This is a genomic window from Arsenicibacter rosenii (genome assembly GCF_001870735.1).
GTDB classification, from domain to species: domain Bacteria; phylum Bacteroidota; class Bacteroidia; order Cytophagales; family Spirosomataceae; genus Arsenicibacter; species Arsenicibacter rosenii.
Genome location: NZ_MORL01000001.1, coordinates 789206 through 812739, shown reverse-complemented (window position 1 = coordinate 812739; position 23534 = coordinate 789206). Strand labels below are relative to the sequence as shown.

Annotated in this window: 15 protein-coding genes; 10 read left to right on the top strand and 5 right to left on the bottom strand. The window is 55.2% G+C overall.

All coding sequences use genetic code 11. The features are described from left to right. Positions 1 to 6: 6 nt before the first annotated feature. From BLX24_RS03040 to BLX24_RS03020, 5 genes are all read right to left on the bottom strand, one after another. Positions 7 to 807: a sulfate/molybdate ABC transporter ATP-binding protein gene (locus tag BLX24_RS03040; protein WP_071501568.1), complete on the bottom strand. Its 801-nt coding sequence runs from the start codon at positions 805 to 807 to the stop codon at positions 7 to 9. Further along, positions 804 to 1487 (bottom strand): molybdate ABC transporter permease subunit, encoded by a 684-nt coding sequence (modB, locus tag BLX24_RS03035; protein ID WP_071501567.1) that lies wholly within the window; start codon positions 1485 to 1487, stop codon positions 804 to 806. Before modB ends, BLX24_RS03040 begins: the two co-directional genes overlap by 4 nt. Positions 1488 to 1498: 11 nt before the next feature. Continuing rightward, positions 1499 to 2269, bottom strand: a complete 771-nt coding sequence (gene modA / locus BLX24_RS03030) for a molybdate ABC transporter substrate-binding protein (RefSeq protein ID WP_071501566.1) — start codon at positions 2267 to 2269, stop codon at positions 1499 to 1501. 125 nt (positions 2270 to 2394) lie between these two features. Continuing rightward, positions 2395 to 3261, bottom strand: coding sequence for a phosphoenolpyruvate hydrolase family protein (locus tag BLX24_RS03025; protein WP_071501565.1), 867 nt, complete (start codon positions 3259 to 3261; stop codon positions 2395 to 2397). 30 nt (positions 3262 to 3291) lie between these two features. Next, positions 3292 to 4515 carry a Tm-1-like ATP-binding domain-containing protein gene (locus tag BLX24_RS03020; RefSeq protein ID WP_071501564.1) on the bottom strand — a complete coding sequence of 408 codons (1224 nt, stop codon included), beginning with the start codon at positions 4513 to 4515 and terminating at the stop codon, positions 3292 to 3294. A gap of 336 nt (positions 4516 to 4851) precedes the next feature. Between BLX24_RS03020 and BLX24_RS03015 the strand changes: the two genes are divergently transcribed. The 10 genes from BLX24_RS03015 (at position 4852) to BLX24_RS02970 (ending at position 23448) form a co-directional block, all read left to right on the top strand. Beyond that, entirely contained in the window at positions 4852 to 5370 is a 519-nt protein-coding gene (locus BLX24_RS03015; RefSeq protein ID WP_218160669.1) for a YciE/YciF ferroxidase family protein, read from the top strand. A gap of 304 nt (positions 5371 to 5674) precedes the next feature. After that, the gene (locus tag BLX24_RS03010; protein WP_083421758.1) at positions 5675 to 7711 is read left to right on the top strand and encodes a PAS domain-containing sensor histidine kinase; all 2037 of its coding nucleotides are present in this window, start codon (positions 5675 to 5677) and stop codon (positions 7709 to 7711) included. Positions 7712 to 8150: 439 nt separating this feature from the next. Continuing rightward, complete coding sequence (locus BLX24_RS03005) at positions 8151 to 12551, top strand: alginate lyase family protein (protein WP_177225761.1); 4401 nt, start codon at positions 8151 to 8153, stop codon at positions 12549 to 12551. A 150-nt stretch (positions 12552 to 12701) separates the two neighbouring features. Further along, the gene (locus BLX24_RS03000) at positions 12702 to 13376 is read left to right on the top strand and encodes a response regulator transcription factor (RefSeq protein ID WP_071501560.1); all 675 of its coding nucleotides are present in this window, start codon (positions 12702 to 12704) and stop codon (positions 13374 to 13376) included. Beyond that, on the top strand, positions 13373 to 14737 hold the full coding sequence (locus tag BLX24_RS02995; protein ID WP_071501559.1) for a sensor histidine kinase: 1365 nt from the start codon (positions 13373 to 13375) through the stop codon (positions 14735 to 14737). Before BLX24_RS03000 ends, BLX24_RS02995 begins: the two co-directional genes overlap by 4 nt. Positions 14738 to 15009: 272 nt before the next feature. Further along, positions 15010 to 16305 carry a TolC family protein gene (locus tag BLX24_RS02990; protein ID WP_177225760.1) on the top strand — a complete coding sequence of 432 codons (1296 nt, stop codon included), beginning with the start codon at positions 15010 to 15012 and terminating at the stop codon, positions 16303 to 16305. Beyond that, positions 16302 to 17306 carry an efflux RND transporter periplasmic adaptor subunit gene (locus BLX24_RS02985; RefSeq protein WP_071501558.1) on the top strand — a complete coding sequence of 335 codons (1005 nt, stop codon included), beginning with the start codon at positions 16302 to 16304 and terminating at the stop codon, positions 17304 to 17306. The genes BLX24_RS02990 and BLX24_RS02985 overlap by 4 nt, the downstream gene beginning before the upstream one ends. 11 nt (positions 17307 to 17317) lie before the next feature. Then, positions 17318 to 20440, top strand: coding sequence for an efflux RND transporter permease subunit (locus BLX24_RS02980; RefSeq protein WP_071501557.1), 3123 nt, complete (start codon positions 17318 to 17320; stop codon positions 20438 to 20440). Between the two features lie 557 nt (positions 20441 to 20997). Continuing rightward, positions 20998 to 21645: a response regulator transcription factor gene (locus BLX24_RS02975; protein WP_071501556.1), complete on the top strand. Its 648-nt coding sequence runs from the start codon at positions 20998 to 21000 to the stop codon at positions 21643 to 21645. A gap of 48 nt (positions 21646 to 21693) precedes the next feature. Then, positions 21694 to 23448, top strand: coding sequence for a tetratricopeptide repeat-containing sensor histidine kinase (locus tag BLX24_RS02970; RefSeq protein ID WP_071501555.1), 1755 nt, complete (start codon positions 21694 to 21696; stop codon positions 23446 to 23448). Positions 23449 to 23534 lie beyond the last annotated feature (86 nt).

Genomic DNA, 23534 nt, shown 5'->3' with positions numbered 1-23534 from the left:
ACGATTTCAGGCAGGAAGCGGAAACACATCCCCGGGCTTGTACTGCCCCCATACCGGATTGGAGGACCGCAGTAGTGTCGTGTCTGTCCCGATCACCCACGTCTGCGTATCATGGTCGAACGTCAGAGTGCGGATAATCTCCTGACTCGCCGTTTTCAAGGGTACGGGCACATCACTGATGATTTTTCCGTATTCCAGCCGGATGACCCGGTCGGCCAGCGTCCGGACATCATCGGCATGATGGCTGACCAGTAAGGTGGTGGTACCCCATGCCTGATGCAGATGGAGGAGGGTCTGTCGTAATTCGGCACCCGACGATTCGTCAAGGGCGGCAAATGGTTCGTCGAGCAGCAGCACCTGCGGGCGGCGGACCAGTGCCCGGGCGAGGGCTACCCGCTGCCGCTGACCACCGGACAGCTTATCCGGCTTCTGGTGTATAAAAGGCTGAAGGCCAACCGATTCGATAAGGGAGCTGATCAGGGGGGAGCCGGCAGCAGCAAAGCGGATATTTTCCAGCACCGTCATATTCGGGAAAAGGGCCGAATCCTGAAAAACAAACCCGATAGACCGCTTCTGCGGCGGCAGACTGATCCGGGCGGCGGTATCCAGCCAGGTCTGACCCTGTACCGTGATGGCGCCCGACTGCGGTTTTTCGAGTCCTGCCAACAACCGGAGCAGGGTGGTTTTGCCCGAACCGGATGCCCCGACAACGGCTACCAACTGTTTTTCGGGCACCTGCAGCTTGATGGCCAGCATACCGGCTCCTTCAGAAAACAGGCGGGGATAGGTCAGCTGAACATCAATCATATCGTAACCCGTTTGTTGATGCTGTAAACCAGCACGAGAATGGCAAAGGAAAGGCCGAGCAATAACCCGGCATAAGCATGGGCTGTCTCAAAATGCAGCTGCTCTACTTCGTCGTAGATGGCGATGGAAGCCACCCGCGTCTGTCCCGGCAGGTTACCGCCGATCATCAGCACCAGCCCGAACTCGCCGATGGTGTGGGCAAACGACAGAACAACACCGGTCAGGATAGCGGGTTTGCAGTTGGGTAGTAATACCTTCCAGACCGTTTTTACCGGCGACTGACCAAGGGTATAGGCGGCTTCCCGCCACGAAACCGGCAGGTTCTCCAGACCGGCCTGGATCGGATGCACCATAAAGGGCAGGCTGTATAGCAACGACGCAATGACGAGCCCGTTGAATGAGAAAACCAGCTGGATATCAAACGTCTGCAACAGCCAGTTGCCAAAGGCACTCGTCGGACTGAAAGCCAGCAGAAGGTAAAAGCCGACGACGGATGGGGGAAGAACAATCGGCAGGCTGATCAGGGCCTCAATCGCTGGTTTTAGCCGGAACCGGCTGATTGCCAGCCAGCCGGCCAGCGGAATGCCGGTCAGTAACAGGAGCAGGGTGGTGATGCCAGCCAGCCGGAGCGTAAGCCAGAACGTTACCCGGATAGGTTCCCAGTCAATGGGGGTATGCATGCAAACGAAAGTTAGGAGGCTGAAAAACGGTAGCCGTATTGCTGCAAAATACGGCGGCCGGTTGAGCTACGCAAAAACTGAATGAATTGTCGGGCAGCTTTGAGCGATTGTGTGCGCTTGAGGATCACTACCCCCTGTGCGATGGGGGCATAACCGGGGGGCGGTACATCCATCCAGTATCCTTTGGCATTGGGAGCCATCACCACCGACTTGGCCGTAAAACCGGCTTCGGCGGCACCGGAGGTGATATACTGATTTACCTGCGCAATGCTTTCCCCGTAAACCATCTTAGGCTGAAGCGCGTCCCAGAGCTTATGGTACTTCAACAGGGATACGGCGGCCTGGCCATAGGGTGCTGTCGCGGGGTTGGCAATAGCAATGTGGCGGACCGATCGGGCCGTTAGCTGGTGCAGGCGTTTGAGCTGAGGTTTGTCCGGTGCCCAGAGTACCAGCGAGCCATAGGCATAAATGAACGGCGTTCCGGTAGTCAGGCCGGCTTTAAACAACGTTTCAGGATAGTCGGTATCGGCCGAAAGAAAGAGGTCATAAGGCGCGCCCTGCTGAATTTGCGTCGTTAGCTTGCCGGACGAACTCACAATGGGCGTAACCGATATGCCGGTTTGCTTCTGAAACGCATCACGCAGGGTTTCCATCACAAACTGTGCATTGGCGGCAACGGCAATTCTGAGTTCCTGGGCAGACAGGTCCGTAATGGCCGATAGAAGCAGGCCGCAAATGAGCAGCAGAAAACGCGGGCAGCCTGAGCGTACAGAATGATTCATCGGACGTTATTTTCGTCCAAATATAACGGTATCGGGCAAAGTTTCTTCAGGCCGTGCTGATTTTTACGGATTCGCTGTCCGCAGACGGTTGGGTCTCCGGACAGCGAATCCGGGTTAGCCGGCCACTATTTAGCCGAAAACGAGAGGCTTTTAAACGATTTGGTCAGATCGGTCAGGGATTTTTCGACCCCCATCCGTTCGAGAGACGAGGCCCCGACAAAGCCGTGGGCGGTGGTTTGCTCCAGAATGATTTGTACGTCTTCGGGCGTATTGATCGGACCGCCATGGGCCAGGAAGAAACTATCCGGCTTAATGTCTTTGGCCGCATCGATGATGGCCCGGGTCCGGCTGACGGCGTCGTCCATGGTGCAGCTGGCATCAACCACGCCGATCGAACCGCCTACGGTAGTACCGACGTGCGCAATAATGGCATCGGCGCCGGCATCGGCCATTTTACGGGCGTCGTCGGGTGTGGCGACGTACACAATGGTAAAGAGATCCATTTTGTTGGCAATCCGGATCATCTCGACTTCCTTATCAAAGCTCATTCCGGTTTCTTCGAGCACCTGCCGGAAATGGCCGTCTACAATTGAGTGGGTCGGAAAGTTGTTGACGCCGGAAAAGCCCATATCTTTGACTTTGAGCAGGTGATGCCACATCCGGCGACGCGGATCCGATCCGTGAACGCCACAGATAACGGGAATTTCCTCCACAACCGGCAACACGTCAAATTCACCGATTTCCATCGCAATGGCATTGGCATCTCCGTAGGCCATCAACCCCGCCGTTGACCCGTGCCCCGACATTCTGAAGCGTCCCGAGTTATAGATGATCAATAAGTCGGCTCCGCCTTTTTCAATGAATTTCGCACTGATGCCGGAACCGGCCCCGGCTGCAATAATGGCTTTTTGCTGGTCCAGCGTTGCCTGTAATCGGTCTTTAACTTCCTGTTTGGTATACGGATTTCCTTTTCCGGTCCAGGGATTTGGCATAACAATATACGTTTTTCGTGATAATTAGGATTATGTGGTTCGTTGCTGCTCCATGGCTGTAAAGCAGTCGACAAGCAGGGCTGCGAACGCCGCATCGTTTATATTGGCGTCGGAACGGATAAGCTGCACCCTGTCCGACGCATGGGTTTCTATCGAATTAAACAGTATCTGGTTGACCAATGGCTGATAAAAAAGCCCGCCCCTGGCATCCAGCTGGGAAAGCCCGCCGCCCGGCAACAGGATGGTCACCGGTCCGGCCGATTGATTCAGGGTTTCGGCCAGTTGCCGGCCAAGGATTTCATTCTCGGCTTCGTTGGTCCGCATCAGCGTTACAACCGGCGACCAGCTGTAAAGTAACCGGTCCCGGTAACGGGCCGGTACGGTATCGGGTGCCCCGAAGTTAACCATATCCAGACAACCGGGCACGATAATCTGCGGAATGCCCAGCGCCGTGGCAGCTTTCAGGCGGTCGGGTCCGGCACTACAGATGCCTCCGCACAACTCGTCGGCCAGTTCGGTCGTCGTAATATCCAGCACCGCATCGAAAAAGCCGTCGGCAATCAGGCTTTCCATGGTACTGCCGCCGGTGCCATTGGCATGGAAGGCAAAGACTTCATACCCTTGCTGTTGCAGCAGCTCCGTACACCGATTGACGCAGGGCGTGGTATTGCCGAACATACTGATAGCGATCCGGCCCTTGTACTGTGTTTTATTGGTGAGGGTAACCGCCGCCATGGCACAGATACCGGCCGCCGCCTGGGCAATGAGGGTCATACTGATGCTGTTGAGGCCCGCCACATCCACCACCGAAGTCATCAGTGTAATGTCTTTGCTGCCGGTCTGGGCCGAAACATCTTTCGCCGCCAGGGTACTCAGACACAGCTTGGGGATACCGAAGGGAACGGATTGCATGGCGGATAAGGCGATAAAGGTGCCGCCGCCACCGCCCATCCCTACAATAGCTTTCACCTGATTGGCGGCCACCAGCTGCCTGACCAGCACCGCAACGCCCTGACTCATGATCCCGATAGCACGTCCGCGGTCTCCCTCTTCCCGCAGGGCGGTAAGGCTTTCATTGACCTGAGCGGCAACAACATCGGCTTCAACATCAACGGGAAAGAGGGTGGTGGTCCCCATGACGCCGGTATTGATCATGCAGACCTGCTCCCCGCTGTCGAGCAGGCACTGCCGCAGGTAGGCGAATACATCGCCTTTTGTGTCAAAACAACCGACTACGAGTATGGATGGGCTCATCGGACTGGCAAACAGGTGAAAAGAATCGATTTCCGGTAGGTAAAACCAAAAAATGGCCGGTTCCTACTTCGGAAGGTATAAAACCAGCGTCATAGGCGGCTTCGCCACCGCTTTTCCCGCCGGATCAAACGCTTTTCCCGTATCAGAGAGCATCCGAATGGGCAACCGGAGACAAAGGCTATCGGAGGAAAGGATTCGGAGGAAAGTAAGCAGTAAAGTTTAAAAAATAGGCGTTTTGGTTACCAAAAGCTCATTTACTGTCCCCGACCGTAAACAAGCACCGGATCTGAAGTCTTAATGGCTTTGTGTCTAACACAAAGTCAAACCCGATTTATTATGGCGACGAAACAAGCAAAACACCCTGATTCCGCACTGCGGGAGCTTTTTGTAAATGAATTACAGGATATTCTCTGGGCAGAAAAGTATCTGGTCAAAAACCTGCCGAAACTGGCAAAAGGGGCCACTTCAGAAGAACTGAAGGCTGCCTTTGAAAAACATCTCGAAGAAACCGAAGGGCACGTACAGCGGCTTGAGCAGGTTTTTTCGGTTATTGGTGAAAAAGTGACCACGAAGAAATGCCTGGCTATGGACGGGCTTGTCAAGGAGGCCAAAGAACTGCTGGACGATACCGATGCCGGGACTAGTACCCGTGATGTGGCTCTGATTTCGGCTGCACAAAAAGTAGAACATTATGAAATCGCCTCCTATGGCACGCTGCGGACCCTGGCCAGTCAGCTGGGTCTGGACGAGGCGGCGGTTTTGTTGAATCAGACATTGTCTGAGGAGAAAAAGACCGACGAATTGCTGACGGAACTGGCAGAATCGTCGGTGGATGTTGATGCCAGCCAGGAATAACCCTCCATAAAGGGTAGCGATACAATTCAGAAATTACTCCGGAAACCATGTCCTGCCGACCAGCTCATTTCGATGAAGTCTGGTTGGTAAGATGTGGTTTTTCCATACGTACCATCCGGTTTGACGAACCGGAAGACGGACCTGCCCAACACATCATTGTTCAGGCAATAACTGCCGGGGAGGCTCAAATCTGCCCGCCACCGCCCCGCTCTGCCATGGCCTGTAAATAACTTTACGATGAATCCGGTATCACAGGCCTTTTCAGTGCAGTACCTTCGGTTTCCGGCACAGGCCTTTCGTTTTTATGCATAATCTGACAAATCCTCCGTCTTTTACTGCCGCTGAGGCCATGGATGCCGCCGGTATCGGCATCTGGTCGCTGGCACCGAAAAGCAGTATGCTCTTTCTCGATGACACGAGCCGGGCATTAACGGGGTGTCAGTTAACAGGGTGGTTTGGTTTTACGGAACTAATGCACTTTATTGATCCGCAGGATTACCCGCTTCTCCGGGAAGCCATTGATGCCGTTTTGTTATCGGCTTCAGCCAAACGGCTTGAGTACACATTCAGGACCCGTCAGCTAACAGACGGGCAGTACCGGTGGCTGCGTATGAGCGGTCAGCCGCGATCCGTAGACGACAATGCACTGCACATTGTCGTAAGCCAAATTGATATGATGAGCGGTCAGCCGCGATCCGTAGACGACAGTCCGCTGCTGGGTGGGATTATGCAGGATGTTACTGCCGAAACCATCCGTATGCGGTTTAAACGCAGTGAACTGGGCCGGCAAACCACGTTTCTCCAGAATGCACTGACCATTGCAGAGCTTGGCACATTTGAAGTCGATCTGGAAACGGCAACGGCCCGGTATAGCGACAACGTGGCCGGTTGGTTCAGGCTGCCGGCCAATGTCGCTCTGCACGCAGATACATTTGCCCGGATACACCCGCAGGACCGGACCATGGTTGAACAGACCATTGCTCAGTCACTCGCCTCAAAAGAACAGTGCCGCCATGATGTGATTTATCGCATAAACGGCTCAGGGACAGGTGATTTTTTGTATTTAAGGAGTATCGGCCAGGTACTGTATCAGGACGATAAGCCGGCAAAAATTATCGGTATTATTCAGAATGTAACGGCCGAAACGCTGGCAACCCAACAGGTCAGGCAGGCACAGTCGGCGCTTGAGGATGCGATTGAACTGGCAGCACTGTCGACCTGGACGCTGGCAATCAACGAGGGGACTGTCAGCTATTCGCAACGGTTTATGGACTGGCTGGGCTTTTCGGAAGCGACCAGGCCACTTGATGAAGCGTATAACCCCTTGCCGGAACCTTATCGCCAGACTGTGGCCGCTGCCCTGAAGGCTACCTGGCAGCCCGGCAGTAACGGACGGTATGATAATGAGCACCCGGTTATTAACCGCCTTACCGGTCAGATTCGCATTATCCGGGCACAGGCCCAGGTCATCTATGACGCTGCCGGAAAACCGCTGCGGCTGGAAGGTATTGCGCAGGACATAACAGAGCACCGGCAACTTCAGCAGGAACTGGAGCGGCAGGTTAACGAACGGACCGTCCGGTTAGACAACCTGATCCGGGAGCTCAGAGAGTCAAACCGGAATCTGGAGCAGTTTGCCTACGTAGCGGGCCATGACCTGCAGGAGCCGCTGCGGAAAATCAAATCCTTCGGCGATCTGCTGAAAGACCGGTACGCATTTCAGTTGGGCGATGGCGTGACATTTATTGACCGGATGCAGGCTGCGGCCATTCGTATGTCAGGACTGATCAGCGATTTACTGACCTATTCAAAGGTGACCTCCCGTAAGGAAACAGCAACCCATGTTTCTTTAAACCAGGTGCTCGGAGCCGTGCTGGATAATCTGGAATTAACGCTGCAGGAGACCGATGCTGTTCTGCATGCAGATCCGCTGCCGCAGGTATGGGGTGACCGGTTCCAGTTCGGGCAGCTGTTTCAGAATCTGATCAGTAACGCGCTGAAGTTCCGCCGGACAGACATCAGGCCCGAAATCCGGATTACGTGCCGGGAAGTCAGCGCCGCCGGTTTAACCCTGCCCGCAGCTATGCCGTTGCCGGCTTCCGGATACTACTGCATTGAGGTATCGGATAATGGCATCGGGTTCGATGAAAAAAATGCGGACCGTATTTTCCAGATGTTTCAGCGGCTGCACGGGAAAAATCAGTACGCCGGCACCGGCATTGGTCTGGCTACCTGTCAGCGGGTCGTCGCTAATCACGGCGGGATCATCAAGGCCACCGGCATGCCCGGCAAAGGAGCCGTTTTTACAGTCTTTCTGCCAAAAGAAGAATCGGCGGGTTAAAAACGTCTTCAGGAAGGTATCAGCTGCTCCCCGTTGTGAAAACAGGTCATTCTGGCGGGCATACGGCCTCAGGTCAGGCAACATTCAGAACAACTCCTGTTTGCTTGCCTTTAGTTTGCTCTCTGTTTACAAAGGATTGAAAAACAACGTAATGGCGGGAGGCAAAAAAAAAGAGTGCAGCCATAAGAGTATGGCGGGCGAATGGCTGACTATTTCCCTTTAAAACAGGAATAACGCAATTGATTCTATAGACAATTATATCAGCGGGCTTTTTCAGTAAAGCCGGATGACAAGCTGTTATAGCGCACGGATTTTGCCGGCGTTTATAGGGTAGCGTTAGTAAATGCCATATTGCCATTGCCGGATAACAGGGGCGCAACGACCGGTTAAGTGCTTCATTATCTGTTATTATCCTTCGTAAATAGTCTAAACCATACGTATGATCCGACATTTCTCACCCGTTGGCCGGGTAAGGGGAGGTATTGCCTTTCGGCAGCTTATATGCCTGACATTATTGTTAATGGCTGTAACGATACAGCTACACGCTCAGTCGTTTGTGCATCCGGGCCTGTTACACAAGGAAAGTGATTTCGACCGGATGAAAAGCAAGGTGGCTGCCAATGCCCAGCCATGGAAAGCGGGCTGGGATGTGCTGGTTGCCAATGCCAATTCGTCGCTGACCCGTAACTTCACCAATCCTGTTCCGGCCATCGTTTACCGCGGGTTCGACGGGACAAATACCGAAAATTACGCATCACTTTTCCGGGATGCCGCGGCCGCCTACCAGACCGCACTCCGGTGGAAAATTTCGGGAGATAATGCCTACGCCGACAAATCAATTGCGATCCTCAATGCCTGGGCCGCCGGTATGACTACGATCAGCGGTACATCCGACCGGTTTCTGCTGGCTGGTATTCAGGGGTATCAGCTGGCCAACGCGGCCGAAATCATGCGGTCATACGGCGGCTGGACGAGTACGGATTTTACAAAATTCCAGAACTGGATGCTGACCGTCTGGTACCCGGTAAACCACGATTTTCTGGTGAATCACAACGGCGCCTGCATCAGTAACTACTGGGCAAACTGGGATTTGTGTAACATGGCTTCGATGCTGGCCATCGGGGTCTTGTGTGACCGGCGCGACATCTACAATGAAGCTGTCGATTACTTTAAAAACGGCAATGGCATGGGGTCGATCAAACATGTTGTGCCTGCGCTTTACGGTAGCCTCGGGCAGTGGCAGGAAAGTGGCCGCGATCAGGGACATACCGTTCTGGGGGTGGCACTGGCCGGCACCTTCTGCGAAATGGCCTGGAACCAGGGCGATGACCTCTATGGCTATGACGACAACCGGCTGCTGAAAGGCTTCGAATACATTGCGAAATATAACCTTGGCTATGAGGTGCCGTTTACGACGTACAGAAACTGCATTGGCGTTGTGCAGACTATTGTGTCGGAAGACGGGCGCGGAAACCTGAGACCGGTCTGGGAAATGGTGTATAACCATTATGTGAACCGGAAAGGGCTGTCAGCACCTCACATTGCCCGTTTTGCGCAGATCGTCCGGCCAGAGGGCGGCGGCGGTAATTTCGGCCCTAACAGCGGCGGGTACGATCAGCTTGGTTTCGGAACACTGACGGCTTCTCTCGACGAACCGGTGCGGCCAAACAGCCAGACCATTACCTTTCCGGCCATCCCGAATAAAGACTATAACGCGGCTGATTTTGCGCCGGGTGCCACAGCCTCTTCCGGACTGACGGTTGTCTATTCCAGCACCAATCCACAAATTGTTTCGGTGAATGACGACGGTACACTTCACGTGCTGAAGCCCGGATCAACGGTCATTATTGCCCAGCAGATGGGGGATAGTCAGTACCGTCCGGCTGCTATCGTTTCGCAGACGCTGACCGTCAATCAGATACCCGGGGTTACGGATGGTACCTGGACCAATACGGCCGGTATCGTGACCAGCACCCTTTCGTCAACCAGCGGAAGTGCAGACCTGACGTGGCCCGGACAAACATTTACGGTCGGCGATCAGGTGCGGCTGACGGGCACGGTTCCGGGCGGGTTTACGGCCAATACTAACTATAACGTTGTGGCGGTTAGTGGTTCGCGGATTCAGCTTTCGCTGCGCCCGGGCGGGACGGCCATTACGGCAACCAGTTCCATTGCCAATGGGACGGGGAACCGCTTCCTGAAATGGTCGACGGCGGCGAACTGGAGCGGATCGGTGATTCCGGGCGGTGCGCAAGCCAATGCTACGTTCGGCCCGACGTCGTTTGGCAATATTGGCGGGGTAGCCTTAGATGGGCCCATCACCATCGGTACACTGACCTACGCCGCCAACGGCACTTCGGAGCTGACACTGGCCAACGGGCTGAACGGAGGCACGCTGACGTTTCAGACACTGTCGGGTACGCCAGCGATCAACATGATTAACACTGGTTCCCGGAAGCTCTTTCTCGGCAATTCGACCAACAACACGCGGATTCCGTTAAAAATTGCCGGAACCCAGGGCCTGAATATCACAACCCCGATTTACGGCGGAAGCTCGTCTTATGCCGGCCTGCGCATTCAGGCGGCCATAGACTGGAGCGCCATGCAGGGAGGAATTAAACTGACGCAGGGAGCTATTGAGCTGCACAACACCACCAACAGCCTGACCGAGGCTAATGATGTGTTGCTGCCGCCAATCCGTCTGACGATGGGAACCGACGCAACGGCGGCCCTGATTTTCAACGGAGCCAATCTGTATGCCAATAAGCAGACTGTCGGGGCGCTCGATGGTACGTCGGATGCGTTTATCTTTTCCCGCAGCAACCTCACCAACGGCGTAGCTACACTCGCTGTCGGGGCGGATAACCAGGATGGCGTGTTTGACGGGACGGTCAGTTCAGGCCCGACATCGGATACCGTGGATAAAGGACGGGTAGTGATTGAAAAAACCGGAACCGGAACACAAACCATATCCGGTACGCTGAAAAACGGGACGACTGTCATCGGGGGAACGCCTTATTATTCGTCGGTGGCGGTCAACAACGGCAAACTGATCCTGAGCGGCACGAATGAATACCTGGGGGTTACCAGTGTCAACAACGGCACGCTGGTCGTCAGCAGCGCCCTTGCCGGACCGGTTTCGGTGACAGGAGGGGTCCTGACGGGCAGTGGCCGTACGGCTTCATCCGTGACGGTTGGCGGTTCGGGCAGGCTGTTGCCAGGCACCGGCATTGGCTCCTTTACCGTCGCCGGTGCTCTGAATCTGACGACCGGGGCCGGCTACCAGCCGGAACTGAGTACCAGCCAGAGCAAAGCGGATAAGGTTGTCGCCAACGGCGTTGCAATCGGCGGGGCCTCACTGACGGTCAGCCACATCGGTACTTTGTCGGCCGTAGCAGTAGGAACGGTTTTTATCCTGGTGGAGAATACGGCGAATACACCGGTTGCGGGTACGTTTGACGGACTGGCTGAAGGAAGTCTGGTGGAGGTCGAGGGAGTACGCTTCCGGATCAGCTATCAGGGCGGCGACGGCAACGATATTGCTCTGATCGCGGCCAAACGTACCCAGACCATCGCATTCAGTGCCTTGCCTGACAGGCAGCCCGGCGATCCGGATGTAGATCCGGCAGCAACGGCCGGTTCCGGGCTATCGGTCAGCTACGTCAGTTCCAACACCGGAGTTGCTACCATCGTAAGCGGAAAAATACGCATCGTCGGGATCGGCTCAACGACCATAACGGCCACTCAGGCGGGAGACGATACGTATGAAGCAGCCGCACCGGTGAGCCAGACGCTGAACGTGACCAGCAGTACGGTTACGCCCGGCCTGAGCCTGACAGCCTCAAACGGGGCCCTGCTCTCATGTCAGCAACCGGCCGTTACCCTGACGGCAGGCAGTACGGCGACCAGCGTCAGTTTTGTGTTTGGCGGGCCGGGAATTACGGGGCAGCAGCCGACGGGTGTCGCCAGTGTGACGCTGGCCGGGCCATATTCGGTTACAGTTACGGATTTGATTACCGGCAACACAAACCAGCAAACGATTCAGGTTACCGGCAGCAGCACACCGGTAGTAATCACCAGCTTCGCGCCGAATGGTACAATAACCTGCGCGGCATCGGCCAGCCTCATGGCAGCGGCGACCGGACCAGCCCCACTGACCTATACCGTTGACGGCCCCGGATTGGCTCCGCTATCGCTGACGGCCGTTAATCTGCCGGTTAGTTTGCCGGGCACTTATTCGTTAACGGTTCGCGCCACCAACGGTTGCACGGCGTCGGCAACGGCCGTTGTCAGCGAAAAACCACGAAGTGTCGGCCCCTTGCTGGCGTCGGTCAGCGGCGTACTGACCAAAGACATAACCCGTGTTACGATTACGGCGAATGCCACCGGCGCGACCAGTTACACCCTATCGGGACCCGGAACGCTGACCAGCAACGGATCGGGTAGTTTTACCGTTAGTGAGGCCGGTAGTTACGCCATCACAGCGGGGAATGCCCTGCCGGATGGCTGTACCGCTGTGACTACTGTTGTGGTGAAAAAAGGCCTGCCTGCCGTAGCCATCAGCTATCCTGCAACCGTTCCGATGAGCGGGACGACAACAGCCATCTCCTTTATGGCGCAGGGCATTTCATTTGTTATCACCGGGCCGGGAGGGTATGTCTTCAGTAACGTGTACAGAGAATCCGGACAATATCAGGTGGTGGCACAGAACATCGTGCAGCCGGGCCAATACCTCCTGCAGATTAACGGAGAAGACGGTAGCCGGCAACAGGTTACGGTGACTGTCGCTGCGCCGGCGGATAAACTGATCCTGAACCCGGTCGGTTCGGGCAGTAAGTAGCCGGTCAGGTACCGTATCAGAAGCACCGGACGGGGAGTGCAGGTAATCGGGCCTGCACTCCCCGTTTGCTTTAACCGGTGCCGGTCACCGGAAAAACGCCCCGGCCTGTTACCTTTGTCGGGAATTAAATGCTGATTACGGGACGGGTATATGCAGGTACTGATTGTTGAAGACGATGAGCGGGTTGCCGATCTGATCCGGCGGGGGCTGGAAGAAGAAGGGTTTCAGGTTGAGCTGGCACCGGACGGGCTGACGGGCCACCGGATGGCGCATGCCAAAACCTACGACCTGCTGATTCTGGACATTATCCTGCCCCGCCTCAACGGCCTTGATCTTTGCCAGCAAATCCGCAAAAGCCAGCCGGAAGTGCCGATTATGATGCTCACCGCCCTTGGCACTACCGACGATAAGGTGGAGGGCTTCGATGCCGGGGCCGATGATTATCTGGTGAAGCCGTTCGATTTCCGGGAGCTTTTTGTACGGATCCGGTCGCTGCTGAAACGCCATGCCAAACGGCCGCAGGAAGCCCTGCTGACGCTGGCCGATTTACAGCTCGATCAGCGGACCCGGACTGTGTGGCGGGCGGGTCAGGAAATTGAACTGACCCCGAAAGAGTTTAATCTCCTGGAATACATGCTGCTGAATCAGGGGCGGGTGCTGCCGCGTACGGAAATTGCCGACCGGGTGTGGGATATGCCGTTTGACACCGGCACTAACTTTATTGATGTGTACATCAACTATCTCCGCAAGAAAATTGACCGGGATTTTACCCCTAAGCTGATTCATACGAAATCCGGTATTGGCTTTATTCTCAAAGAAGGATGAAAATCCGTAACCGACTAACAATCCTCTTCACGGCCATTATCACGGCCATCCTCCTGTTTTTTGCCATAACGGTTTATCTGGCCTATGCCGATTTCAGGGATGAGCAATACGAAAAACGGCTGGAGCAGCAGGCCTATACCAAAGCCCGTCTGTTGCTGGAAGGCCAGATTTCGCCCTCCGTTCTGAAAGTGATCTACCAGAATCAGCCCAACACGCTTTTCCAGGAAGAAATGGCCGTGTATGATGAGCATAACCAACTGATCTACCACGACGATATCAGAGAGGATTTTGTAAAGGAAACGTCGGCGATGCTCCGGCAGATCTGTCAGAACGGTAAGCTCCGGTTTAAGCAGGAAAACCGTCAGGTCGTGGGGTTCCTGTATCAGCACGGCGAAAAAACGTATATCGTAACGGCGGCGGCCTATGACGAATATGGCCTTTCCAAGCTGGCTAATCTGCGGAATACAATTGCTATAACATTCATTATCAGTATTCTGGTAGTGGTGATAGCCGGCCGTTTTTTTGCCAGACAGGCGCTGGCACCCATGGCCGATGTGGTCCGTCAGGTCGGGCAGATCACGGCCACGAGCCTGCATAACCGTGTTCCGGAAGGGAATGGGCGCGATGAAATTGCCGAACTGGCCATTACGTTTAATCTGATGCTCGACCGGCTCGAAAAATCCTTTGCCGCTCAGCAGCAGTTTGTGTCGAATGTGGCCCATGAAACCGGTACCCCGCTGGCCGGTATTATTGCTGAACTGGACCTGGCACAACGCCGCCCGCGCCAAACCGCAGAATACGAGCAGATTATCCAGCGGGTACTGAACGACGCCCGGCGGCTGGGCCGCCTGACAGACGGGCTGCTGAACCTGGCGAAGGCCAGTTATGACCCCTCTGTCATCACCATGAAGCCGCTCCGGATCGACGAAGTGCTGCTGGACTCCAGCCATGAGGTGATCCGGAAACGGGCCGGCTACCGGGTAGATATTGCCTTTGATCCGAAAACCGATACCGGTGAACCCATCCTTGTCCGGGGCAACGAATACCTGCTGCGGGTTGCCTTTGCCAACGTAATGGAGAACAGCTGTAAATTTTCGGCTGATCACCATTGCCTGGTGAAAATCATGCCGGCAGAACACGGTTGCGCCGTTTATTTTGAGGATCAGGGTATCGGGATTCAGCCCGGGGATATTCCCCATCTGTTTACGCCTTTTTACCGGGGCAGCCAGGCGCGGCAGGCCGAAGGACACGGCATCGGCCTGTCTTTGACGCACCGCATTGTTACGCTCCACAACGGACGCATTAGCGTCAGCTCCATACCGGGCAAAATAACCGTATTTTGTATACACTTACCGTTATAATGATTCTTCTAACAGAATTCTAATAAAACCTTAAGAGCTTCCTAACAGGGGAGCTTCATGTGTCACTGTACTTTTGCGGTCGCCGGCCGGAGCTGTGTGGTGCTATTTTGGTTAATTTATTGTTGATGAGTAAGTTACTCTGATCGTTTTCCGGCATTCTGATCGTTTCCCAACAAATACATTAGTTAGCAGGCAGTATCCGCAGTTCATCGACCGGCATCGTTGATTCACCTATAAATTCAGTATGCCCCATGAAGACCTGCAACAAACCAATGAGGCCGCAACCGGACCTGATGTACCGGACCGGTATACGGCTGTGGGTAGGAGTAGCTGCCGTTCTGTGTTCGGCTCAGACGCTGTCGGCTCAGGCTGTCCGGCAGCTCACGCTCAGGGAGGTTATCCGGCAGGTGCAGGAGAAGAGCCCCGAACTACGGGCCGAACGACTGAATCAGGACCTGGCCAAAGCCGATGTCTTGACGGCGGGTCTGCGCCCCAATCCATCGCTCAATAACCAGTCGCTGCAATTGATGCAGCCTTCGCATTTTCCGGAAGGGACCAATGCCATAAACCGCAAAAACCGCCAGATCTGGTGGCAGCTGACCACGCCGGTAAATGTGGCGGGGCAGCGGCAGAAAAGCGTTGCCCTGGCCGAAGAAACGGTGGAACTGAACCGCCTTAATTACGCCGAAACCGAACGCAACCTGCTCCGGTCGGCAGCACAGACCTGGCTCGATGCCTGGAGTGCCTACCAGACCGTTGTCTATACCGAACGCCTGCAGCATAACCTGGATACGCTCGTGCAGATCAGCGATGTCCGGCTACGGAATCAGGTCATTACGCAGACAGACCGTTCGCGAACGCAGCTACTGGCCGATCAGTACCGGCTGCGTGGCCGGACGGCAAGGCAGGCGTACCAGAACCAGCTCACCCGCCTCCGGTATCTGCTCCAGACAACAGATAGCCTCGAAGTTGACCGGATGGACAGCCTTTTTTTCAGGCCTGCCGACTGGCTGACCGATAAGGACGTAAGCGGGCTGGCGCAGGACCGGGCTGATGTGCGGGCCGCCGGGCAGGCCATCACGGTTGCCCAACGCAATGCCGATCTGCAACAGGCACTACGGATACCGCGTCCCGAACTGGGAGCGATTTACAACCCCCAGAACGGGGTTCCCTACCTGGGTTTTTACGGCACGATGGCGCTGCCGTTCTTCAACAAAAACCAGGGCGAAATACGGAAGGCGCGAATCGCCGAAGATCAGTCGCGGCAGGTGGCCGGTTATACGCGGCGGCAGGCGCTGACTGAGGGGCAGGTGGCGTTACGCAACTATACGACACAGCGGGATAACCTGACCCGTTATGCGGCTATCCGTCAGCAGGGAGCAGCGGTGCTGGCCAGTGTCCGCTATGCCTATTTCAGGGGCGGAACTGCCATCGTCGATTTTCTGGAAGCCCAGCGGGCCATGCTCTCCATTGAGGAAGAGTATCTGGCAACGGAAGTGGCTTACCGACAGGCTTTTATCGATTTATTATTTGTTACAGGACAGATTCAGCGTATTGCCAATCCATGAAACAGTATATAGTGTGTATCAGCCTGTTTGCGGCCGGTTGTCAGCATCAGGAAACGCCGGTAAAAACGACCGCTAATCCCGTCATCCGCCCGACGGTTGAGCAGGGTGGGGAGTCTATTCTGTATCCCGCCAACGCGCCGCAGCTAACCTACTACCAGAGTGAAATCATTGGCCGGAAGGCCATTTCAACGACTTATCAGGCCCCAGCACACGTCGTTGCGTCGGTGGTTTCGTCGCCGGGGGCGTCGCGGCCGCTGGTGCTGTTCGACAATCCGGATCTGACCGCCGATTACAGCCAGCTGCAGCAGCACCTGGCCAATATCCGGCAGATTCAGGGGGTAAACATCAAGCAGAAAGAGACCGAACTGGCGCGTGCGCAGGATCTGGCGCAGCATGGCGCCGCTACGGGCCGCGATGTGCTGGAGGCGAAAACCGAACTGGCGATGGCACAGACCGATCTGGCCAATGAACGGTCGTTGCTGGCCGAACACGAAACGCAGCTCCAGATCGCCGGTTTTAACCCGGGTAGCCTGCAGCAGGCCCGGCCCGGCCAGTCATGGCTGGTCTGCGATGTGCCGGAAAGCCAGGTAAACAAAATGCGGGTCGGGAGCCAGTGTACCATTCAGTTTACGGCCTATCCCGACGAAACCATTACCGGTCAGATTGAGTCGTTCGGCGATGTGGTCGATAACGTGACGCGGACGATCAAGCTCCGCATCCGGTTGAATAACAGCCAGGGACGTTACCGGCCGGGCATGTTTGCTACCGTTTCGTTTGGCCTCTCCGAAGGTGAAACGCTGACCATACCCCAATCGTCGCTGGTGACGGTGCAGGGCAAAGAGTATGTCTTTCTGACGGATGGTAACCGCTTCAGCCGCCGTCCGGTGCTGATCGGGCCGCAGATCGGCGAACGGATTGTGGTCTATAATGGGCTTCGCCCCGGTGACCGGGTCGTGACGAAGGGTACCATTCAGCTCAAAGGTCTCAGTTTTGGTTATTAAGCCGTTCCGCAATGATTCAATCCTTAATTTCATGGGCGCTTGATAACCGCATCACCGTCGTTATTACCGCGTTTCTTCTGATGGCCGCCGGGCTGGTAAGCTTTACCTACCTCAAAATCGAAGCCTATCCCGATATTGCCGATACCAACGTTATTGTCATTGCCCAGTACGAAGGGCGGGCCGCCGAGGAGGTCGAGCAGCAGGTGACAATCCCCCTCGAAAGGGCGCTCAACAATACGCCGGGAGTAATTGCGCGCCGCTCCCGGACCATTTTCGGGCTGGCCGTGGTGCAGCTGAATTTTGAAGACGGCACCGACGATTATTTTGCCCGCCAGCAGGTAATGGAACGGCTGTCGGCCGCCGAACTGCCGGAAGGGGTAACGCCTGAGCTCGGGCCGCTCACCACGGCCGTGGGCGAAATTTACCGCTACGTGGTAGAAGCTCCTGAAACGTTTACGCCCATGGATCTCCGCGATCTGCAGGACTGGGTTATCCGGCCGGCAATTACGCAGGTGCCCGGCGTGGCCGATGTCGTAACGTTTGGCGGGCCGGTAAAGCAGTTTCATGTGCTGACCGCCCCCGAACGGCTCCGGAAATATAACCTGACCCTGGAACAGGTGATTCAGGCGGTACAGGTCAACAACCAGAATACGGGCGGGAACGTTGTGGAGCGGGGTGATCAGGGCTTTGCCGTCCGTGGGCTTGGGGCCATTCAGAACGCGACCGACATCGGCAATATCGTCCTGACCAACATCAACGGCGTACCGGTCTATGTCCGCGATGTGGCCAGTGTGGAACTCGCCCCGCCGCAGCCGCAGGGGATTCTGGGCTACACCATTCCTGCCGGTGGGATCGACGTAAACTCGGGCGTCGAAGGCATTGTGTCGCTCCGGCGGGGCCAGAACCCGACGGAGGTCCTGAAAGCGGTAAAGCAGCGCATGAACGACCTCGAAGAAAATGAACTGCCGAAAGGGGTTCATATCAAGGTGATTTACGACCGGTCGTCGCTGGTCAACTATACGCTCGATACGGTATCGCACACGTTGCTGGAAGGAATTTCGGTGGTGGTGATCATCCTGATCCTGTTCCTGGGCGATGTGCGGTCGGCACTCGTGGTGGCCGTAACGATTCCGTTTGCGCTCCTGTTTGCCTTTATGCTGATGAAGCTGACGGGGATTCCGGCCAACCTGCTGTCGCTGGGGGCCATCGATTTCGGAATTATCGTTGACGGGGCCTGTGTTATGGCCGCCCACCTGATGCACGCCTACCGGGAGAGCGCCGCCCACCAGCGATCCGAAAGCATTGTCAGCCTGACCGGCCGGGCCGCCAAAGAAGTCAGCCGCGAGATCTTTTTTGCGGTCCTGATCATCATTCTGGCCTATGGCCCGATCCTGACCATGCAGCGGGTTGAAGGGAAACTGTTTTCGCCGATGGCGCTGACCCTGGCCTTTGCCGTTATTGGCTCCATGTTGTTTGCCCTGACCCTGATTCCGGTCCTGATGAGTCTGGTATTCCGTCGGTTTGTGGAGCAGCCGAAGACGAGAAAACACGGTAAAACGGTGTTCAGCCGGCTTGAATTTGCCTATGAGCGATTGCTCCTCCAGACATTCCGGCAACCCCGTATCGTGGTGATAGCCGGGATGGCAGGGGTACTGTTCGTACTGAGTTTTGCCGTAAAAATAGGGACGGAGTTTTTGCCGACCCTCGACGAAGGGTCGATCTTCATGCGGTCGTTTATGCCGTCGGGAACCAACATCCGGACCAACCAGACCATTGCGCCGGTAATCCGCCGGACGGCGACCCACCATCCGCAGATTGAAAGCATCATTACCCAGTCGGGCCGTAACGATGATGGGACCGACCCGTTCCCGAGCAACCGGACCGAAATCCTGATGGTGCTAAAACCCTACGACGGCTGGGTACATGATACCACCAAACAAACCCTGCTGCTGACGATTAAGCGTGAACTGGAGCAGCAATTGCCGGGCATCAGCCTGTCGTTCGGTCAGCCGATTATCGACCAGGTTACCGAAATCGTGACCGGTTCGGCCTCCGATCTGGCCATCAACATCACCGGCAATGACCTGACGGTGCTGCGTAAACATGCCGATGATATACTGAAAATTGTCCGTACGGTCGACGGGGCGTCTGAGTCGGGTATTGAGCAGGAGGGACCACAGGCCCAGATCAGTATCCGGATTAACCGCCAGCAGGCTGCCCGCTACGGAATTAATGTAGCGGCGATTCAGACCATGATTGAGGCGGCTATCGGTGGTAAAACCATCAGTACGCTCTACGATGGCCCCAAGCGCTACGATATTGTGGTGCGGTTTTTTCCTGAAAACCGGAATAACCTGGATGTGATCAAAACCCTGCAGGTGCCGGCCCCGACCGGTGCCCTGATTCCCATGAGCCAGCTGGCCAGCGTAGGTCTGGTCGACGGACAAACCAACATCTACCGCCTCGACGGCAAACGGCTCGTTACTGTCCGGACCAACATCCGCGGCCGTGATCAGGGCAGTTTTGTGCAGGAGGTGCGGCGGAAAGTCTCAAAAGCCATTAAACTGCCACACAGTTATGCGGTCACATACGGCGGTCAGTTCGAAAACCTGGAGCGGGCGGGCAAACAGCTCGGCATTGCCATTCCGCTGACGTTTTTCATTGTGCTTGGCGTCTTGTTTATGTTGTTCCGGCAAATGGGCTCGGCGCTTATGGCGGTGGCCTGCGTCTTGTTCGGCGGGGCAGGTGGCACGACAGCACTGCTGTTGCGCGGCTATAACTTCAACGTGTCGGCAGGGGTCGGTTTCGTATCCCTGTTCGGGCTGTCGGTGATGGCCGGTGTCCTGCTGGTGGCGGCTATCCAGCGACGGCGGGAACTGCTGCCCGACGAACCGCTGGCCAGGTCGGTAGCCGGGGCGGCCGCTTCGCAGCTGCGGCCGATCCTGATGATGCTCATTGTTGCCATTATCGGGCTGGTCCCCGCCGCCATTTCGTCAGGCATCGGCTCCGATGTACAGCGGCCGCTGGCAACCGTAATCATCGGGGGCTTGTTGTCTACCCTCGTCTTTACTCCGATTCTGCTGCCTCCGCTGTATTTCTGGGTGGAACGGAAAAAGAAACGGGCGGTTATGTGATTTGGGCGCTGCGTGCATTTGGGTGATGCGTGCATTTGGGCGACCACGTGGGGTCGCCCCTACATATTATCTGTACGGGCGACCCCACGTGGTCGCCCTTTTTTATTTCATCGGTGGTCGCCCTTTTTTATTTCATCGGTGGTCGCCCTTTTTTATTTCATCGGTGGTCGCCCTTTTTTATTTCATCGGTGGTCGCCCTTTTTTATTTCATCGGTGGTCGCCCTTTTTTATTTCATCGGTGGTCGCCCTTTTTTATTTCATCGGTGGTCGCCCTTTTTTATTTCATCGGTGGTCGCCCTTTTTTATTTCATCGGTGGTCGCCCTTTTTTTATTTCATCGGTGGTCGCCTTTTTTTGTATCCGGGTCGCCCTTTTTGATTATGCCTGCCTCCGGATACTGAGCCGCAAGATGTTGCGGCTCTACGTTTGTATACTAATCGCATCAATTAGGCCATATATAGGGTAAACCCTAAATTTGCAGTTCGTGGGGTTTTCACTATTCTCCGGACGATATAAATAGTCCTAATTTTGCTACACAATATTCAATTTAGCTGAAGTATGATTCGGGTGTTAATTGCGGATGATCACAACGTGTTTGTGGAGGGAATCGAATCACTGATATCAGGTTCAGCAGAGATACAGGTAGCGGAGCGTTGTTACACGGTGCAGTCGGTTACGGAGCGGTTGGCACAGACCGGTATCGATGTGGTATTGCTGGATATTTCCTTTCCGCAGATCGAAGACGGTCTTGGCCTGTGTGAGTTCATTACGCGGACGTATCCGGTCACCAAAGTGATTGCGCTGACGATGCACGATGATGCGAGTCTGATTAAGCGGGTCGTGAAAAAAGGAGCAAAAGGGTATTTACTCAAGAATACAACCAAGACAGAACTGCTGCAGGCTATTCAGACGGTGTACCATGAGAAGCAGTATTTCAACGAGACGATCATGCAGATCCTGCTGGACGATTCGCCGAAAAACCGGAGAACGTCGTCGGGGCTGGGAGCCAGGCCTAACCTGACGCCCCGCGAGTCGGAAGTGCTGAACCTGATTTCGCAGGGCCTGACTACACAACAGATGGCGAACCAGTTGTTTGTCAGTGTAAAAGCCGTTGAGTTTCACCGCAGCAGTCTGCTGATGAAATTCGGGGTGCCCAATACGGCGTTACTGATCAAAACCGCTATGGAATTGCATTGTATTGATTAACAGGATTTTAACGATACGTAGGTGAGCTTGACAACAGGGTTTAGGGCAATGACAGGGCGACCGGTAACGGTGATCGCGGTATTGCTGTGCCTGTTGACCAGCCGGATCGGTTGGGGATATGCTAAGACAGAACCGGTTGACAGCCTCAAAAAACAGATTGCCGCCCTGATTGAGCATAAAAAATACCGGCTTGCCGCAGATACCTATCAGGAGTTGGGGTGGCACTATAACAAACGGTTCGGGTGGTATAACAAATACTCCATCGAAGCCTTTCTGAACGGCATGCGCTATTACGGTCTGGTCGGGGATTCGGTCGGGTATTATAATGCACAGATTGCCATCGGGGATTATTATTCGCAGGATACGTTCATGAAAAATGCGGCGGTTAAATATACCCGGAATGCCATGCGGTATTTTTCCCGCGCCGGCAATATGCACAAGGTCATCGAATGCCGCATTAGCCTGGCCAATATCCTGCAAAACTCGAATGCGGTCAATGCCACCTTAATAACTGACCTGCGCCGGACAGTACAGCTGAGTGAAGAACATAAGGAAGCCTATTTTGAGGCCTATTCCCGGAATCTGCTGGCCAGTTCGTATTCCCGGCTGCAGATGCCCGACTCCGCCCGGTATTTCGCCGCCAGTAGTCTGGTGATGGCGAAGCAGCAGAAAATTAACTGGCTGATCAGTCTGAATTACTTTTATCTGGGCCTGGTTGAGCAGTTTCGCGGGCAGCAAAAAGCCGCACTCAACTACTTTCAGACCAGCTTCGGGCTGTCGGTGGCGGAGAAAAATATCGGCATCATGCGGGAGTTGTCGAGGCATATGGCTACCAGCTATGCACAGCTGGGCGATAACCAGAGCGCCTATGCCTGGTCTCTGAAGGCGCTGAAATATACCAACGAGTTTTATACGTCTGAACAGACAAAAGGCATTCAGGTGCAGGAACTCGATAACCAGATTAAGTCGCTGGAGGTTGAAAAAAAGCTGATCCAGGAGCAAAACCGGACCCAGAGTGTCGTGAATTATATGTTAGTAGCCGGGTTGGTAATGTGTGTGTTAGGAGTCGTGGCACTGGTCTTTCTGCGTCGCCAGCAAAAACTGATTACCCGGCAGCAGGCCGTGATTGCCGAGCAGCAAATCCGGAAACTGGAACTTAAATCGCTGCGGGCTATGATCGACGGACAGGAGAGCGAACGCAGCCGCATTGCCCGCGATCTCCACGACGGGCTGGGCATTCAGCTCTCGCGGATCAAACTGTTTGTGGAGGCCCATCAGGAACAACTGCCGTTGTCGGTAAAAGATCCGCTGAACCAGTTTCTGGATGAAGCCTGCACCGAAACCCGGGTGATTTCAAACGACCTCCGGCCCTACGCCCTGTCGACGTTCGGGCTTATTCCGGCGCTCGAAGACCTGGTACAGAAACTGAATCTGGTAAACCGGACCCGGCTGGATCTGGAGCACTACGGCGAGCTGCCACCCCTGAACGATGAGGCCTCGGTTATGCTGTACCGGGTTATCCAGGAGCTCCTGAATAATGGCCTTAAACATGCACAGGCACAGCATATTACGGTGCAGCTGATGGCCAATGACGAAGCCGTACTCGTTAGTGTCGATGACGACGGCATCGGCGGCAATTTTGCCGACAACCCGCCCACCGGCACCGGCAGCGGGATAGCCAATGTTAATTCGCGGATTGCTTACCTCGGGGGGCAGGTCATGTGGCACAGCGAGGCGGGTAAAGGTACATCGGTTATGATTTCGCTGCCCCTGGGCCGGCTGATCAGGCAATCAATCGTATAGTCTGAATATAAACCAAAAATGAAAAGCAGGGATCGTACACCAACGATTCTCTATCATGTCTATTTTCTAAGTTTACAAACAACCCT

Excerpts from the sequence above, each read along its gene's own strand:
- BLX24_RS03000 (WP_071501560.1), top strand. The coding sequence starts at position 12,702 with ATGCAGGTACTGATTGTTGAAGACGATGAGCGGGTTGCCGATCTGATC.
- BLX24_RS02975 (WP_071501556.1), top strand. The coding sequence starts at position 20,998 with ATGATTCGGGTGTTAATTGCGGATGATCACAACGTGTTTGTGGAGGGA.
- BLX24_RS03020 (WP_071501564.1), bottom strand. The coding sequence starts at position 4,515 with ATGAGCCCATCCATACTCGTAGTCGGTTGTTTTGACACAAAAGGCGAT.
- BLX24_RS03005 (WP_177225761.1), top strand. The coding sequence starts at position 8,151 with ATGATCCGACATTTCTCACCCGTTGGCCGGGTAAGGGGAGGTATTGCC.
- modB (WP_071501567.1), bottom strand. The coding sequence starts at position 1,487 with ATGCATACCCCCATTGACTGGGAACCTATCCGGGTAACGTTCTGGCTT.
- BLX24_RS03040 (WP_071501568.1), bottom strand. The coding sequence starts at position 807 with ATGATTGATGTTCAGCTGACCTATCCCCGCCTGTTTTCTGAAGGAGCC.
- modA (WP_071501566.1), bottom strand. The coding sequence starts at position 2,269 with ATGAATCATTCTGTACGCTCAGGCTGCCCGCGTTTTCTGCTGCTCATT.
- BLX24_RS02985 (WP_071501558.1), top strand. The coding sequence starts at position 16,302 with ATGAAACAGTATATAGTGTGTATCAGCCTGTTTGCGGCCGGTTGTCAG.
- BLX24_RS02980 (WP_071501557.1), top strand. The coding sequence starts at position 17,318 with ATGATTCAATCCTTAATTTCATGGGCGCTTGATAACCGCATCACCGTC.
- BLX24_RS03010 (WP_083421758.1), top strand. The coding sequence starts at position 5,675 with ATGCATAATCTGACAAATCCTCCGTCTTTTACTGCCGCTGAGGCCATG.
- BLX24_RS03015 (WP_218160669.1), top strand. The coding sequence starts at position 4,852 with ATGGCGACGAAACAAGCAAAACACCCTGATTCCGCACTGCGGGAGCTT.
- BLX24_RS02970 (WP_071501555.1), top strand. The coding sequence starts at position 21,694 with ATGACAGGGCGACCGGTAACGGTGATCGCGGTATTGCTGTGCCTGTTG.
- BLX24_RS02990 (WP_177225760.1), top strand. The coding sequence starts at position 15,010 with ATGAGGCCGCAACCGGACCTGATGTACCGGACCGGTATACGGCTGTGG.
- BLX24_RS02995 (WP_071501559.1), top strand. The coding sequence starts at position 13,373 with ATGAAAATCCGTAACCGACTAACAATCCTCTTCACGGCCATTATCACG.
- BLX24_RS03025 (WP_071501565.1), bottom strand. The coding sequence starts at position 3,261 with ATGCCAAATCCCTGGACCGGAAAAGGAAATCCGTATACCAAACAGGAA.